At 53.9% G+C, this 14,203-nt stretch carries 14 protein-coding genes and 2 pseudogenes; 7 read left to right on the forward strand and 9 right to left on the reverse strand.

Annotated features, from left to right (window positions below; genetic code table 11):
• The first annotated feature begins 365 nt into the window (after nt 1-365).
• Nucleotides 366-1,103 (forward strand): FAD-dependent thymidylate synthase, encoded by a 738-nt coding sequence (thyX, locus tag E3E51_RS03820; protein ID WP_167912114.1) that lies wholly within the window; start codon nt 366-368, stop codon nt 1,101-1,103.
• Nucleotides 1,104-1,162: 59 nt separating this feature from the next.
• On the opposite strand, the gene E3E51_RS03825 is transcribed toward thyX, so the two are convergent.
• Nucleotides 1,163-2,728 carry an ATP-binding cassette domain-containing protein gene (locus E3E51_RS03825; RefSeq protein ID WP_167911815.1) on the reverse strand — a complete coding sequence of 522 codons (1,566 nt, stop codon included), beginning with the start codon at nt 2,726-2,728 and terminating at the stop codon, nt 1,163-1,165.
• 175 nt (nt 2,729-2,903) lie between these two features.
• On the opposite strand from E3E51_RS03825, the pseudogene E3E51_RS13120 reads away from it, so the two are divergent.
• The 3 genes and pseudogenes from E3E51_RS13120 to E3E51_RS03835 form a co-directional block, all read left to right on the forward strand.
• Nucleotides 2,904-3,061, forward strand: a pseudogene (locus tag E3E51_RS13120) (thymidylate synthase (FAD)); the annotation flags it as partial.
• 234 nt (nt 3,062-3,295) lie between these two features.
• Complete coding sequence (locus E3E51_RS03830; protein ID WP_167911816.1) at nt 3,296-4,924, forward strand: Na+/H+ antiporter NhaC family protein; 1,629 nt, start codon at nt 3,296-3,298, stop codon at nt 4,922-4,924.
• 84 nt (nt 4,925-5,008) lie between these two features.
• Entirely contained in the window at nt 5,009-5,737 is a 729-nt protein-coding gene (locus E3E51_RS03835; RefSeq protein ID WP_346765938.1) for a hypothetical protein, read from the forward strand.
• On the opposite strand, the gene E3E51_RS03840 is transcribed toward E3E51_RS03835, so the two are convergent.
• On the reverse strand, nt 5,697-6,203 hold the full coding sequence (locus tag E3E51_RS03840; protein WP_167911817.1) for an HIT domain-containing protein: 507 nt from the start codon (nt 6,201-6,203) through the stop codon (nt 5,697-5,699). The two genes, E3E51_RS03835 and E3E51_RS03840, sit on opposite strands and share 41 nt — an antisense overlap.
• Before the next feature lie 128 nt (nt 6,204-6,331).
• Here E3E51_RS03840 and E3E51_RS03845 point away from each other — a divergent pair, with 128 nt between their 5' ends.
• The 3 genes and pseudogenes from E3E51_RS03845 to E3E51_RS13245 all read left to right on the forward strand — a co-directional run.
• On the forward strand, nt 6,332-7,567 hold the full coding sequence (locus E3E51_RS03845) for a 2,3-bisphosphoglycerate-independent phosphoglycerate mutase (RefSeq protein ID WP_167912116.1): 1,236 nt from the start codon (nt 6,332-6,334) through the stop codon (nt 7,565-7,567).
• Nucleotides 7,568-7,701: 134 nt separating this feature from the next.
• Nucleotides 7,702-8,472 (forward strand): aldo/keto reductase, encoded by a 771-nt coding sequence (locus E3E51_RS03850; protein ID WP_167912117.1) that lies wholly within the window; start codon nt 7,702-7,704, stop codon nt 8,470-8,472.
• A pseudogene (locus E3E51_RS13245) lies at nt 8,472-8,585 on the forward strand (aldehyde ferredoxin oxidoreductase N-terminal domain-containing protein); the annotation flags it as partial. The gene E3E51_RS03850 and the pseudogene E3E51_RS13245, both read left to right, overlap by 1 nt.
• Nucleotides 8,586-8,686: 101 nt before the next feature.
• On the opposite strand, the gene E3E51_RS03855 reads toward E3E51_RS13245, so the two are convergent.
• From E3E51_RS03855 to E3E51_RS03890, 7 genes are all read right to left on the reverse strand, one after another.
• Nucleotides 8,687-9,325 carry a hypothetical protein gene (locus E3E51_RS03855; protein WP_167911818.1) on the reverse strand — a complete coding sequence of 213 codons (639 nt, stop codon included), beginning with the start codon at nt 9,323-9,325 and terminating at the stop codon, nt 8,687-8,689.
• A gap of 152 nt (nt 9,326-9,477) precedes the next feature.
• Nucleotides 9,478-10,026, reverse strand: coding sequence for a hypothetical protein (locus tag E3E51_RS03860; protein WP_167911819.1), 549 nt, complete (start codon nt 10,024-10,026; stop codon nt 9,478-9,480).
• Nucleotides 10,027-10,225: 199 nt separating this feature from the next.
• On the reverse strand, nt 10,226-10,951 hold the full coding sequence (locus tag E3E51_RS03865; protein WP_167912118.1) for a tRNA-binding protein: 726 nt from the start codon (nt 10,949-10,951) through the stop codon (nt 10,226-10,228).
• 1,092 nt (nt 10,952-12,043) lie between these two features.
• Nucleotides 12,044-12,370 carry a hypothetical protein gene (locus tag E3E51_RS03875; protein WP_167911820.1) on the reverse strand — a complete coding sequence of 109 codons (327 nt, stop codon included), beginning with the start codon at nt 12,368-12,370 and terminating at the stop codon, nt 12,044-12,046.
• Nucleotide 12,371: 1 nt separating this feature from the next.
• Nucleotides 12,372-13,355: a bifunctional oligoribonuclease/PAP phosphatase NrnA gene (locus tag E3E51_RS03880; protein ID WP_167911821.1), complete on the reverse strand. Its 984-nt coding sequence runs from the start codon at nt 13,353-13,355 to the stop codon at nt 12,372-12,374.
• Nucleotides 13,333-13,665 carry a DUF3194 domain-containing protein gene (locus E3E51_RS03885; protein WP_167911822.1) on the reverse strand — a complete coding sequence of 111 codons (333 nt, stop codon included), beginning with the start codon at nt 13,663-13,665 and terminating at the stop codon, nt 13,333-13,335. Before E3E51_RS03885 ends, E3E51_RS03880 begins: the two co-directional genes overlap by 23 nt.
• Nucleotides 13,666-13,693: 28 nt before the next feature.
• Nucleotides 13,694-14,044, reverse strand: a complete 351-nt coding sequence (locus tag E3E51_RS03890; RefSeq protein WP_167911823.1) for a prefoldin subunit beta — start codon at nt 14,042-14,044, stop codon at nt 13,694-13,696.
• Between the last annotated feature and the right edge of the window lie 159 nt (nt 14,045-14,203).

The raw sequence follows: 14,203 nt of genomic DNA on the forward strand, positions 1-14,203 counted from the left end.
CCAGTTTCGGGTTCGCCCAAAGGCCCGGTCTCGGGCCCGTTACCCCTACCGGCAAAGCCCGATTGGGGTTATGGTTTCAGAGGCCACCATTCAGGGTTTCAAACTGCCCAACGGGCAGTTCTCAAAAGGACGCCTTACGGCGTCAACCCTCCAATGCCGGAGGGTAACGTGAAACCCCTCATCTCATCGGGTTGTTTTTACAGTGGCCTCTCCAAGGCCCTTATTAAATTGGGAAATTATTTAAGGGTTTTCGGTGATTCAAGGCTCGTTGGGTTGAAAACTGTACCCGCCCTTAAAGGGCGAGACTTTCAAAAGAAAAAGGTAAACCTAATAAACCTGGGCCTTTTCTATCTCCGGTGACGCGAATGGGGAATGGGATCAGGGTTACCCTTGTCAATTATACAAAAAAACCTCTCGAAACCGTCACTTGGGCCGCGCTCATAAGCTACTGGGATGAATGGGAGACGGAAGCGTTCGAGCGCATGGGCGAAGGGGACGTTGGGATGCACCTGCCCCGGGTTCTGGGCTACGGCCACGAGTCGATACTGGAGCACGCGGTTCTGACGTTCTCGATTGAGGGCTGTTCTCGTGTCTGTTCGCACCAACTTGTAAGACATAGACTCGCAAGTTATACCCAACAGTCACAAAGATACATAATATTAAACCCAAATGATGTTGAGGAGACCTTCGTAATCCCCGAAAGCATCAAGGAGAGACCGGAGCTCTACGAGAAGTGGAAAAATCTGATGCGCGAAGCCATCGAGCTCTATGAGGAGAGCTACAAAGCTGGAATTCATCAGGAGGACGCGCGCTTTATACTCCCCCAGGCGGTTAGGACGAAGCTCGTCGTGACCATGAACCTGCGCGAGCTGAAGCACTTCTTTGGCCTCAGGCTCTGCGAGAGGGCGCAGTGGGAGATTCGCGAGGTTGCCTGGAAGATGCTGGAGGAGATTGCCAGAAACGACGAGCTCAGGCCGATTATCAGGTGGGCGAAGCTCGGTCCCCGCTGTGTTCAGCTTGGCTACTGCCCGGAGAGGGAGCTGATGCCTGAGGGTTGCTGGAAGAGGACGAAAGAGAAATGGAGGAGAATAGCTGGAATATAATTCAGTTTCCGGCCTTTGGAGGGCGAACAATGACCCTGGAAACTGGATAGAGTTCCAACTTAAAGTTCCTTCGCGGTTCTCTTTTCAACCAGCACTATCCTGTCCACGAGCTTGGTGGTGGAGGGCCTGTGGGATATGGCGATCAAAGTTATTCCCCTGGCCTTTATTTTCTCAATTATCTCGGCTTCCACGTCGGGATCGACTCCCGAAAGGGCCTCATCGAGTATCAGCACCTCGGGCCTGCGGATTAGGGCCCTGGCCAGTGCTATCCTCTGGCGTTCTCCAAGGGAAACCTCCCTGTGTCCTGGTCCGATTTTCTCATCAGGAGGCAGGTCTACTTTTGCCACCTCCATCACATCCCTCAGGGCTTCTTCGTCAAATTTTTCCCAGAGGGTTATGTTCTCCCTAACGGTTCCCGGGAATACGAACTCGTTGGTCTCCACCAGAACTATCTTCTCCCGGGGGTTCCTGAACTCGAAGGCCGGCACACTGTTTATCAGGACTTCCCCTTTCTCGGGGCGATAATGACAGGCTATTATGTTGGCGAGGGTTGTTTTACCGCTTCCGCTCTCCCCGATGATGCCGATGCTGTCCCCGTGGGATATCCTCAGGTTTACATTCTCCAGTATCCCGCTGTACGAGACGTTTTTCAGCTCTATCGACTCAACCCTCATAAGCGTCCTGTCCCCAAAGCTCTCCTCCTCCATGTTGAGCGCCTCGTCAATCCTCTTCAGCGCGGGGTAAGATTCGGGAACGTGGCTGAGATCGCTTAAAATGACGACCAAGGGCTCTATGACCTCGCCCGCCATCATATAAAACGCCACCAGAGTTCCGGTGTCCACCTTCCAGAGGAGTCCGACCAGAACGCTGATCAGAGGCACGAGCCGATAGAGGGTGTTGTACAGGTACCGGTATTTCAACGATGCGAGCACCAGGCTCTTAACTGAGTTGTACCATCCACTGCACTCTTCGTTCAGCTTCCTTACGGCGCCGTTTAGGGCGCTTGTGTTCCTGATGGTTTTCCTGCCTTCAAGTTTTGTCCTTATCCTTTCAACCAGCATTGAGAATCTGCTCCTCTCTTTGGCAGACACTTTAGCGAGTTCTCCAACCTGCTTTTTGAATAGAAGGACTGTTATTATCAAAAACGGCAGCAACACGAGGGAGAGCCGCGGGCTAAGGAGGAAGAGGGCTATGAGATACGCCCCGAAGCTTACCGCGTTCACAATCAAAGCTGGTATCAAGGCAGCCGATAGGGAGCTGACATAAACAACGTTTGAAATCAGGTCGGTGAGATATTCGCCGGGGGTTTTTGCCCTGAAGGTCTCCTCCTTTGCGTGCAGGATTCTCCTGTAAATTCGGCCGATTATCTCCACCTGCATTGCCCTCTTCGATACCTCAAGGAGGTAGGTAACCACGAAGCTCAGGGCGTTTATCAAAACGAGAAAAACTCCCAGTGTGAGGATCCTACCAGTACCCGGGCTGTTTATGGCGTCTCTCAGCATCAGGGCAAAGCGAATGTTGAGGTAAGAAACAACCAAATTCACGAGAACGATAACCGCCTGCCTCTTCCTCAGGCTTCTTGACAGCTCCCAGTATCTGGAGAACGAGTGCCTGAGCACGCTCATTACAGTACCTCCTCATTATATTATATTGCATATTGAATTTATAACTCTCACTAAATAACAACCTAATGTTAAAAACTTCTTATAGTGAACATGCACATTTAGAAATCAGTAGTTCTTCCACAGCTATCTAGAGGAATAAAAGGATGTGTTTATTCCGGATTCTCAAGCTTTATCCCTTCAATCCGCCAAAAACGATGAACTCAGGCCGATTATCAGGTGGGCGAAGCTCGGTCCCCGCTGTGTTCAGCTCGGCTACTGCCATGGAGGGAGCTTATGCCACCCGGCTGCTGGAAGAGGACAAAGGAAAGGTGGGCAAAGGTTGCCAGGATATGAATAATTTTTCATAAATTTTTTGGTTCAATGTTCAATACATCAAAATAATATTTGGGTAGGGAGGTTTATTGAAGAACTTCCATGCATTTTGTTATCCCTTGTTAGCTATTCTGGGGTAGATTTGCCATAATAATTTACAGAATAGCCATAAAAGTTCTAAAAAGACTTTTATATTGTACCACTGATATCTATTGGCGACGTGCCCCCAATAGTACAATAGCGGGTGGTTGAACCATGAGTGACTTTGGAATTCTGTCGCTGCTTCCTCCACTGGTGGCCATTGGGCTGGCCATCCTGACGAAGAGGGTGCTGTTCGCTTTGTTTTTTGGAGTGTGGGTCGGTGGACTGCTGGTGGCCGGAGGGAACCCAATAGGTGCCACTACCGAAACGCTGAAGTGGATAGCATTCAACATAGCATCCGCCTGGGAGGAGAACGGACAGATTATGACCGACCTCTGGAACACGAGAATTCTCCTCTTTGACGCGCTCATAGGTGCAGGGGTGGCGCTGATATACAAAGCCGGAGGCATGAACGCCATAGCGAAGGCGGTAACGCGGAAGATTAAAACCAGCCGCGCCGCTTCCCTCATGGCGGCTATCTTCGGGACGATAATATTCTTCGACGATTACACCAACACCATCATAGTCGGCAACACCATGAGGCCAATAACCGACAGGGCAAGGGTTTCAAGGGAGTTCTTAGCTTACGCCGACGATTCCACCGCTGCTCCTGTGGCGGTTCTGGCGGTCGTCTCCACATGGATTGGCTACGAGCTCGGCCTCCTTAAGGACGCGATAGCGAGCGTCGGTGCGAACATAAGCGCCTACTCCGCCTGGTTCTCAAGCTGGCCCTACAGGTTCTACCCCATCCTGGCGGTCATCCTCGTCTACCTCGTTGCAATCACCCACAGGCACTACGGCCCGATGCTTCGCGCCGAGTACCGCGCCAGGACCGAAGGCAAGGTGATGCGCGACGGGGCGCAGCCGATGATGACGACGGAAGTGGACGTTGGAATGCCCATAGAGGGCAAGGAAAGCGTCTGGGTGTTTATACTTCCGGTTGCGGCGCTCGTCTTCATGACCTTCCTCGGCCTGTGGGTTACCGGCGGAGGCAGCGCCGCTTACGCGAAGGGTGGCTTCCAGGAGGTCCTGTCCAACGCCGACTCAACGTGGGCCCTCGTCTGGGGTTCGTTCTCCATGGTCATCGTCGCAATGGCCCTCGTTCTGGCGATGAGGATAATGAGCCTTGAGGACGTCGAGCACACCCTGGTCGCGGGAATGAAGCAGATGCACTTCGCCATGATGATACTCATCCTTGCATGGAGCATCAAGAGCGCCTGCGATGCGGTTGGTACGGCCGACTACATAGTCGAGGTGGCCCAGAACGTCCTCTCGCCTGGACTGGTGCCCTTCGTGGTCTTCGTGGTGGCGGCGTTCATCTCCTTCACGACGGGAACGAGCTGGGGAACCTTCGCCATAATGATGCCGATAGCGGTTCCTCTCTCGTACCAGCTCAGCGGGAGCTTCGGACCTATCGTCTACGCCAGCATCGCCTCCGTCTTCGCGGGAGGAGTCTTCGGCGACCACTGCTCACCGATCAGCGACACGACCATCATGAGTTCCATGTTCTCAGGCTGCGACCACATCGACCACGTGAACACCCAGATACCCTACGCCCTCACCGCGGGCTTCGTTGGCGCCCTCATGCTCCTGCTCTTCGCCGCGGGCCTGAGGAACGGCTGGGTACTGCTCGTCATCGCGGTACCGCTGCTCGTTGTACTCCACCGCCTCCTCAGCGAATGGTACGGCAAAAGAACCGGAATCCCGCACGGGAAGGTTCCCATCTACGTTGTGGAGGACTGACTCCCTCTTTTTTCTTTTGGAAGGGTTCCAAACCAACGGTTTAGGAAACCTTTTTACATAGCTTTTTTTACAAATCCTCGGTGAGTGGCGGTGAAAACTAAAAGCCACGAGGTAGAACTGCCCCATTCCTGGGAAGGCCTCCAGATGATCCTTAGCGAGCCCGAGAAGACCCTTCCGTTCTTTCCGTACTTCGAAAGCTTACATGATGATACCGTGAGGTTTAACGTCCCCAGGTTCATATTTGACTTCGGTTACGAGTTCACGCTGGCCCTGGGATTCAGAAAGAACGCCGCCGTGTACACTTTCACCGGGGAAAAGGGCGTACTCACGGTGACGTTTGAAATGCAGGGGAAGAGGCTCAAAGTAACGGCCAGCTGGTCAGGGTTCGGTGAACTCCTCATGGGCAAACCGTTGGAAAACTTCGCCAGGGGTATAGCCGAGGCGATAAGGGACTTCTGCAGCGCTCAGGCAGCCTGCCCTGTGCTGGAACTGGAGTCTGACGAAGGCGTCGTGCATCACGTGACCCCAGAGAGCGCCCCCGCGCTCATAAAGAGAATCGTCTGGGAGCTTAGGGGTGGGGACTTCGTCCTCGAAGGTGTGTCGGAGAAGGGCATCAGAATCTCCGCAACCGTTATGGGAGGGAGGCTCATTAGACTCACAGCGAGGGACCCGCTTAACAAAGAAACAGTGGTCGAGGCGGACCTCCCTGTACTGGAGATAAGCCCTGACCTCTTTGAGGGTCTTCCCCTGGATGATACGTTCAGGATAAAAGTCAGGAGAATTCGGAGGTCTCCTCCGCTATCTCCTCTATAGCCCTCTTCAGCTCGTCGTAGGCTTCTTCAAGCGACTCAGGGATTACCTTGGTGTCGGCTATTACCGGCATGAAGTTCGTGTCCCCGTTCCACCTCGGCACTATGTGGAGGTGCACGTGGTCGTCTATTCCGGCGCCGGCAACGCGGCCGAGGTTCACGCCCATGTTGAAGCCCTGCGGGTTCATCGTCTTCTTCAGGGCCTTTATCATGAGCTGGGAGAGCCGCATCATCTCAAGAAGCTCGTAGTCGGTTAAATCCTCCCACCTTCCAACGTGCCGGTAGGGGGCTATCATAACGTGACCGGGATTGTAGGGGTAGTTGTTCATGATTATGAAGCAGTGCTTCCCGCGGTAGAGGATGAGCCTCTCCTTATCGCGGTTCTCCTTCGGGAAATCGCAGAATATACATCCATCGTGCTTTGGTGAGCGTATGTACTCGATGCGCCACGGTGCCCACATTATCTTCATTCCCTCACCCCCAGTGGGAGAAAGGGGGAGGGGTTAAAAGCTTTTTTGAAACTCAGGGTGATGAAGCGGTTCAAATCCAGCCAACAAAGCTTTTAACTCCATGCCGCTACTCACTCCAGGTGATAGATATGAAGCAGAGGAAGGGACTTCTCATAATCCTTGACGGTCTCGGGGACAGACCGATAAAGGAGTTCGGCGGAAAAACTCCGCTTGAGCACGCAAACACACCCAACATGGATGGACTCGCGAGATGGGGCATCCTCGGCCAGCAGGACCCCATAAAGCCCGGCCAGCCGGCGGGCAGTGACACCGCTCACCTGAGCATCTTCGGCTACGACCCCTACAGGGTCTACCGCGGAAGGGGCTTCCTTGAGGCGCTCGGCGTCGGCCTGGACCTCGATGAGGACGACTTAGCTTTCCGCGTAAACTTCGCGACCATCGAGAACGGCGTCATAACTGACAGGCGCGCCGGAAGGATAAGCACTGAGGAAGCCCACGAGCTGGCGAAGGCCATTCAGGAGGAGGTAAAGCTTCCGGTTGACTTCATCTTCGTTGGAGCGACCGGCCACAGGGCGGTTCTCGTTCTCAAGGGCATGGCTTCGGGGTATCGCGTTGGCGAGAACGACCCGCACGAGGCCGGGAAGCCGCCCCACGAGTTCGCCTGGGAGGACGAGGAGAGCAGGCGCGTTGCCGAGATACTCGACGAGTTCGTCAGACAGGCCCACGAGGTTCTCGAAAGGCACCCCGTCAACGAGGAGCGCAGAAAGGCTGGTAAGCCCGTGGCCAACTACCTCCTGGTGAGGGGCGCCGGCACCTACCCGGACATTCCGATGAAGTTCACAGAGCAGTGGAAGGTGAAGGCAGCGGCGGTCGTTGCGGTTTCCCTCGTTAAGGGCGTCGCAAGGGCGATAGGCTTCGACATATACACCCCCGAGGGAGCCACCGGCGAGTACAACACCGACGAGATGGCGAAGGCGAGGAAGGTGGTCGAGCTCCTCGATGAGTACGACTTCGTCTTCCTGCACTTCAAGCCGACCGATGCAGCGGGCCACGACAACAATCCGAAGCTCAAGGTTGAGATGATAGAGAAGGCCGACAGGATGATAGGCTACATAGTTGACAAAGTTGACCTTGAGGACGTCGTTATAGCCATAACCGGCGACCATTCAACGCCCTGCGAGGTCATGAACCACAGCGGCGACCCGGTTCCGGTTCTCATAGCCGGTGGCGGTGTTAGGCCCGACCACACCGAGAGCTTCGGCGAGCGCGAGTGCATGCGCGGCGGCCTCGGCAGGATAAAGGGCCACGACATAGTGCCGATAATGATGGACCTCATGAACCGCTCCGAGAAGTTCGGGGCTTGAGCCCCTTCGCTTTTTTCATAATCCAGAAACCTAATTAGCACGAACCTCGATTCTTTCGGTGGTGGGGTACTGTGACGGCTTCCAAGGTAATCGATGTTAAAAAGATAGGCGATGACGGCGTTACCTCCATTGGAATGGGCACGTGGGGCATCGGTGGAAAGGAGAGCCCGGACTACTCGCGCGACGGGGAGAGCGTCGAGGCCCTGAGGTACGGTCTTGAACTCGGGATTAACCTCATAGACACGGCTGAGTTCTATGGGGCGGGCCATTCTGAGGAACTTGTGGGTAAGGCTATCAAGGGCTTCGAGAGGGAGGAGCTCTTCATAGTCAGCAAGGTTTGGCCGACGAACTTCGGCTACGCTAAAGCAAAGAAAGCCGCGAGGGCGAGCGCGAGAAGGCTCGGCACGTACATAGACCTCTACCTGCTCCACTGGCCCGGTGAGAGCTGGAGGAAAATCGAGGAGACGCTCCACGCACTCGAAGAACTGGTTGATGGAGGGCTGATCCGCTACATTGGTGTGAGCAACTTCGACCTTGAGCTTCTCAGGCGTTCCCAGGATGCCATGAGGAAGTATGAGATAGTGGCCAACCAGGTCAAGTACTCGCTCAGTGACAGGTGGCCCGAAACGAGCGGGCTTCTCGATTACATGAAGCGTGAGGGTATCGCTTTGATGGCATACACTCCCCTTGAAAAGGGCTCCCTCGCGAGGAACCCTTGTTTAGCTGAGATTGGACGGAAGTACGGCAAAACCCCCGCCCAGGTCGCGCTCAACTACCTCATCTGGGAGGAGAACGTCGTGGCCATTCCAAAGGCCGGCAGGAAGGAGCACGTGGAAGAGAACGCCGGTGCCATGGGCTGGAGGTTGAGTAGGGAAGACCGGGAGAAAGCCAGGAGGTGCCTTTGATGTACGGATACAAGAACAAGATAGCGAGAGTGAACCTGACCGAGGGGAAGGTTACCTACGAGGAACTACCCGACGAGGTGATTAGGAAGTTCGTGGGCGGAAAGGGCCTCGGCTAGTTCTACAGGCTCAGGGGATGGCACGAGGAGCTCGGCTATCCGGAGTTCAGGGAAGACGCGGAGAGGGCTTTGGAGGTCGTGAGGAAGAGAATGGGGGCTTAGTGCCCCTCAAGCATCTTTTTTAAGGTCTCATCGTCAGGGACTGTGTCAAAGTGATACGTTTCAGCGGGCATCAGATAGGTTTCCGAGCCCACACGGTAAACGAGTATCGGCCTGATGACGTAGAGGCTTCCAAGTTTTGTCGTGTTGACGAGCGTAAATGTAACGTTGGCCATCTGATTGGGGAGAATCTTTACAGGTCTAAAGCTCTCAAGCCGGAAGTCGGAGAGGTTAAAGGTAACGTTCAGAACTTCCACCGGCTCGCTCAGTGGGTTGAGGATGGCATAGCTGAAGAGAACCTCCCGCGGAGGCTCTGACCCCGATGAGCCGCCGATGTACTGGGTTATAACTGGCATCTCAGGTTCTGGCCTTAGTATGACGACCTCAACTCTCCCAAGGGGCACCCTCTTGGAGCGGTTTCCCCGAAGGAGTTCAACGTAAGCACCGTTCAGAACGCACCTGCCCGGCTTTCCAAGGGTCAGTGTCACGTGAATTATGGCCTTTCTGAGCTCCCCTCTTTGGGGAAGTTCCGTTAGGCCTACGTTTCCTGCCTTAACGCAGGACGGGAAACCGCCCACTCTGAAGGTGCCGCTAAAGTTGCCGTTCCCCGCCTTTATCCAGTAGAGGTGGAGTTCCACTGTTTCGTTTGGATAGCCGGCGATGTAGCCGGTTACGTTGGAGATGAAGAGCTCTCCTTGTAAGGGGGTTTGACTTTTGTGTGTAAAAAATATAGTATAATAAAACAAGATTAAAAGTATCCCTAACCCTATAACAAACATGCTTGTGTTTCTCATCGGTTACCATCTCTTCTTATTACTGGAAAATAGAAGCGCTTCCATTTTAGAACATACACAGTAGCAGTCTCTCCAGCATATGTTCGCCCATCAATGTGGACATAGTGTCTTTGGACAACTCTGTATTTGTCATATACATTAGCATAAAAAATTTCAACATATTGACCATTATATTGGACAATTGCTCGATATCCCGCTACACGGGTAAAACTTTTAGTTACATCAAATCCTACTTCAATACTCAATGTATCAACAGTTACTTTTAAATTTCCATAATATCTATTAGACACTGTAACTGGTGTATCACACACTACATAGTCTCCTTGAGTTCCACCCCGTGGGGGAGTAGAAGCACATGAAGTCCAATCCGAATCATAATATTCACCAAGATACGTGACACTTTCCACTTTCCAGTATTCCCAATAACCTCCTGCATCTTGAGGTTGTACCTTTTTAGGTGAGGTTGCGCTGGCATTCACGTTTCCTGCCATAACCCCAACCATCAGCAGTCCCAAGAGGACTGCCAACATAGGCTTCCATCTCAAGTAGTTCACCTCCAGAGAGTTTTCATAACACCTATGCATGTTCTGGTATATAAGCTTTTTCTTTTACTATTGGTAAAATTTTTTCCTTTTTTTTTCGAGTATAAATTTATTTAGAGTTGAATTTTACGATGAGAATAAGCCAAAAGAAAGAAGAGTAATCGAGTAAGCTAGTGAATACATCAGAACAAAAAGCGAAAGGTCACCCCTTCAAAAACGCCTCTACGAGATTCCTCGTCTCGTTGAAGGCCTCAAGCGGAACTCCCTTGGGCAGGCCGCCTATCTCTCCATTTACGTCCTTGAGGACGCCCTCTCCGGCGCCGAGGAACATTCCCTCGCTGACGATTCCACGGAAGTTGGCCGGCGGGAGTAACGCGACAGCCACGCGGTTCCCTTCCTTCACTGTCATGTCGTTGGTGACGACGGTAATAGCTCTATCTCCGATGTTCACGTTGGTAACTAGCAATCGGTCAGCGTTCGGGTGCTTGCCGACGCTCATAACCTCGCCGACCTTTATATCAACTGCTATGACCGGGTCGTTTATCTTCCCAAGGGCGAGGCGCTTGTCGAGGCCGAGGATTGTGTTGAGGAAGAAGCGGACTTTAGCCACCTGCTCCTCGACCTTCTCGCGCTCGCTCTTATCCGCCAGGCTGATGAACTTGTGGTGCCAGTCCTCTCCTCCAAGGGCCTCGATTATGCCGCTGGCCTTCTCCTTCAGGGCCTTCATCTGCGGTGTCTCAATCAGCTCCTTCGGCTCCACGTAGCTGTACCTCATCGCCTGTATCTCCGGAATCATCTCCTTCGCCAGCTGAATCGCTCCCTTCTTGTTCCACTTCCCCTTGAACTTCGCGTGCTCCACCGTCTTCAGGAACAGCTCCACCGCCTTCTCCGCCACCAGTAAGCGGTAATCCTTGCTCGTGTCCCACATAATTCTCACCCTCCAGTTCCTCTAAAACGCGGTTCTTAACGCTTTCGTCCCTTATTCCCGCGGCTATCGAACGGGCCCTGGCTTCATCGCCCCAGCGGGCGTGGGCCAGGGCCACCTCCCCAAGGAGCTCCGACGCTATCTTATCGTCCCTGATAACCCCTGCCAGAATCAGCGGCTCATCCAGGAATCCTATGCGGAGGAAGCGCCTAGCTATCCCCTCCAGCTCCCTGTCGGTCGGCCTGAACTTGCCCACGAAGATTATCTCAAGGGCGTCGTCGAAGACCCTCCTGCCGAGCCTCGGCTGCTCGTGGAGGTAGAGCCAGTATGCCAGCTCAAGCATGGCTACGGCTCTTCCCTCAAGCGGGAGGAAGCGCATCATTGAAATCGCGGGCTCTACCTCCCCCTTCTCAAGGAGCTCCTCCACCGCCGCTTTGCCCCTCTTCAAAACGTCCTTTATCAGCTCCATCTTGTCCTCAATGTGCTTTGCCTGGAGTTTGAAGAATATCGAGGCGTAAACGTCCCGGGCAAGCTCGTAGAATCCCAGGGCCATTTCGTTGGGTACCTCGTCGGCGCTCTTCTCAATCAGCCGGGCGACCTTTATGAGCGATGACGTTGCCGCCGATGACAGCCCCCGCGAGGCCTGGAGGAGCTCTACGGCCTCCCTGAAAAGCCTCAAGCCATCTTTATAGCGGTCCGAGAGGACAAGGTTCCTTCCTATTCCTGCCAGCACCTCTCCCCTTACCCTCGGAGAGTCTATGCTCCCCGCGATGCCCACGGCGTTTTCAAAGTACGCCTCCGCGTCCCTGTCCCGGTCAAGCGTGTAGAGCGCCCTTCCGAGGATGGAATACGCTAAGGCCTTCTCCGGCGTTCCACCCACTGATTCAAGCGTATCCAGCATGTGGCTTAGGACTTCGTCCCGCGGAAAGGCCGTCAGGACTTCGGTTAAGGCTATCAGGCGCTTTATCCGGTCTCCGATACCCAGCGCATTCCTCAGTGCGTTTTTATAGTCCCCTTTGGATAGGTAAAGCTCCACGGCCTCCACGAGAACCACCAACCGCTGGAAGTAGGGGACGAAAGTAAAAAAGGCTATCGCTAACCCTTGACCTTCTTATCCCAGTTCTCAAGCATCGTGTCGAGCGCCAAGAGGCTGTTGAGCCTCAGGCGAACCTTCCGGTTCTCCCAGTCTATGGAACCCTTGAACTCGTTGAGCAGGGCGAAGACCTTTTCAGCCTCTTTCCCCGGAAGGTTCCTCCCGTAGAACTCCTCACCGCAGTGGGGGCACTTGAAGACGAAACTTTCGAAGGTTTCCATGAACTTTTCTCGTTCTTGAAAAATCGCATCCGCGTTCTCAAGGGCTAGCATCTGCTCTATAAGTTCCGCCCAGTCGAGGGAACTGCCGCAGAGCGGGCACTTTGCCATATCAATCAACCTCCCTCAAAAACCTCTCAATCTCCTTCAGGATCAGCTTTATAGCCTCATCGAGGTTCTTCCTTCCGTTCGCCCCGGCGGCGCCGGCGTGGCCGCCGCCCGAGCCGTCTATGACCGGCCCGACCTTCTCCATTATCTTCCCGAGGTGCAGGCCCTTCTTCACGAGGTTTTCTTTTGCCCTCGCCGAAATCCTCACTCCCTTCTTCTCACTCCCAACCACCGCAATATCGGCGCCGAGGTTCAGGAACGTCTTGCATGCGAGGGATTCGTAGGCAGAAACCCTGGAGACCGCTATGATGTACCTTCTGAACTTCCTTATCTCCATCCTCTGGCAGGCCTTGAGAACGGCCATACGCTTTGCCTGGTCTATGTTCTCGTCGCTGACGGGGGCCACGAGCTGGAAAATCTCACCCATCTGGACCGGAAAGCGCTCCAGCATCTCGCTCAGAGCCTTGAATGTCTTCGCGTTCGCGAAGCGGAAGTTTGCAGTGTCGGTGACTATTCCGGCGAGAAGGGCCTTAACGGCTTTCTCATCGTAGAAGTCGAGATATTTGAACAGCTCCCAGACTATCTCGGCCGTGGAGGTGCGCGATGAATCGACGACGGCTATATCGGCTCTGATCGGCTTCTCCTTCTCGGCATGGTGGTCTATGACGATGACTGTCTTACCGCGCGGAATCTCGATGGGTTCGAGCTGTTCGAGGGAGGAGGTGTCGAAGATTACCACCACGTCCTCCCGAACAGGGGGGTCCTTTTCGAGCGGAACGGGTGAGAGGGTGAGCAGTCTCTTGGCGTAGGAGGAGACGCTCTGGGCGACGCCTATTCTCACGTTTTCAACGCCGATTGATTTGAGATAGAGGGCAAACGCTATCGCCGAGCCGAGGGAATCGGGGTCGGCGTTGTGGTGGCAGAGGAGGAGGAAAGATTTATCCCGTGAGCGCTGCAGGAAGCGTTTAAGCCTTATTTTTCCCCTCATCCGCAATCTCCCTCAGCTTTCTCTCAACTGCCGCGTAGGCCTTCTCAAGGGCCTCGTCTATTAGCCCCTCAACGTCCACCTTCACGAAGATTGGAACCTCCAGGTAGACCTCAACCTCAAGGTCGAGGGTCTCGCCGTGGTTTATCCTCATCGTAACCTCTATATCCTTGACGTCGCTCCTGTTGAGGACGTCGAAGACGTGCTTGATTATCGTCTCCTGCGCAAGCTCGCCGATTTCTATTATCTGCTCCTCGCTCAGCTCAGGCAGACCGATGTGGATAACCTTTCTCCCGCTGGCTCCCTCGTCCATCGCTACCACCCAAATGAAAGAGAAGAGGTCAGCCCGCGGTGGGTCTGAGGGCGGACTGTATCTTCGCGGTAAGCTCCTTGAGCTTCTCGTTGAGCTTCTTTTCCTGCCTCTCAAGGGCGTTCAGGCGAACTTCCAGGGTCTCGACCTTCTCCTCCAGCTCCCCAACGGCCTTAGCCTTGTCGGTCTTGACGATGAGCGTTCCAACGGTCTTGTAGATGACGGTTCCGTCCTCGACCTTCTCAAGCTCTTCCAACGCTTTCTTTGCCTCGGTGAGTTCAAGCTGGATCTTCTGCTTCTGCTGGATGACGAGCTGGAGCTGCTGCTGGTAGCTCTCAAGCTGGCCGAGCATGGCCTGAACCTGGGGCGGGATGTTCTGCATGAGACACACCTCCGTAATCGTAATGCCGGGTTAGAATAAGGGAGGGAGTTTAAGAAACTTGTGATGGTGGGTCCATAATCTACATTGCTATATAGAATCTATATTTATCTTGATACAACTATAAATTATTGCGGAAAGGTTTATATTCAATGCCCCAAA

The organism is Thermococcus sp. 21S7, from assembly GCF_012027615.1.
Lineage (GTDB): Archaea > Methanobacteriota_B > Thermococci > Thermococcales > Thermococcaceae > Thermococcus.

Coding starts and splice junctions, on each gene's coding strand:
- thyX (WP_167912114.1), top strand. CDS start 366: ATGGGGAATGGGATCAGGGTTACCCTTGTCAATTATACAAAAAAACCT.
- E3E51_RS03825 (WP_167911815.1), bottom strand. CDS start 2,728: ATGAGCGTGCTCAGGCACTCGTTCTCCAGATACTGGGAGCTGTCAAGA.
- E3E51_RS03830 (WP_167911816.1), top strand. CDS start 3,296: ATGAGTGACTTTGGAATTCTGTCGCTGCTTCCTCCACTGGTGGCCATT.
- E3E51_RS03840 (WP_167911817.1), bottom strand. CDS start 6,203: ATGAAGATAATGTGGGCACCGTGGCGCATCGAGTACATACGCTCACCA.
- E3E51_RS03845 (WP_167912116.1), top strand. CDS start 6,332: ATGAAGCAGAGGAAGGGACTTCTCATAATCCTTGACGGTCTCGGGGAC.
- E3E51_RS03850 (WP_167912117.1), top strand. CDS start 7,702: ATGGGCACGTGGGGCATCGGTGGAAAGGAGAGCCCGGACTACTCGCGC.
- E3E51_RS03865 (WP_167912118.1), bottom strand. CDS start 10,951: ATGTGGGACACGAGCAAGGATTACCGCTTACTGGTGGCGGAGAAGGCG.
- E3E51_RS03875 (WP_167911820.1), bottom strand. CDS start 12,370: ATGGCAAAGTGCCCGCTCTGCGGCAGTTCCCTCGACTGGGCGGAACTT.
- E3E51_RS03880 (WP_167911821.1), bottom strand. CDS start 13,355: ATGAGGGGAAAAATAAGGCTTAAACGCTTCCTGCAGCGCTCACGGGAT.
- E3E51_RS03885 (WP_167911822.1), bottom strand. CDS start 13,665: ATGGACGAGGGAGCCAGCGGGAGAAAGGTTATCCACATCGGTCTGCCT.
- E3E51_RS03890 (WP_167911823.1), bottom strand. CDS start 14,044: ATGCAGAACATCCCGCCCCAGGTTCAGGCCATGCTCGGCCAGCTTGAG.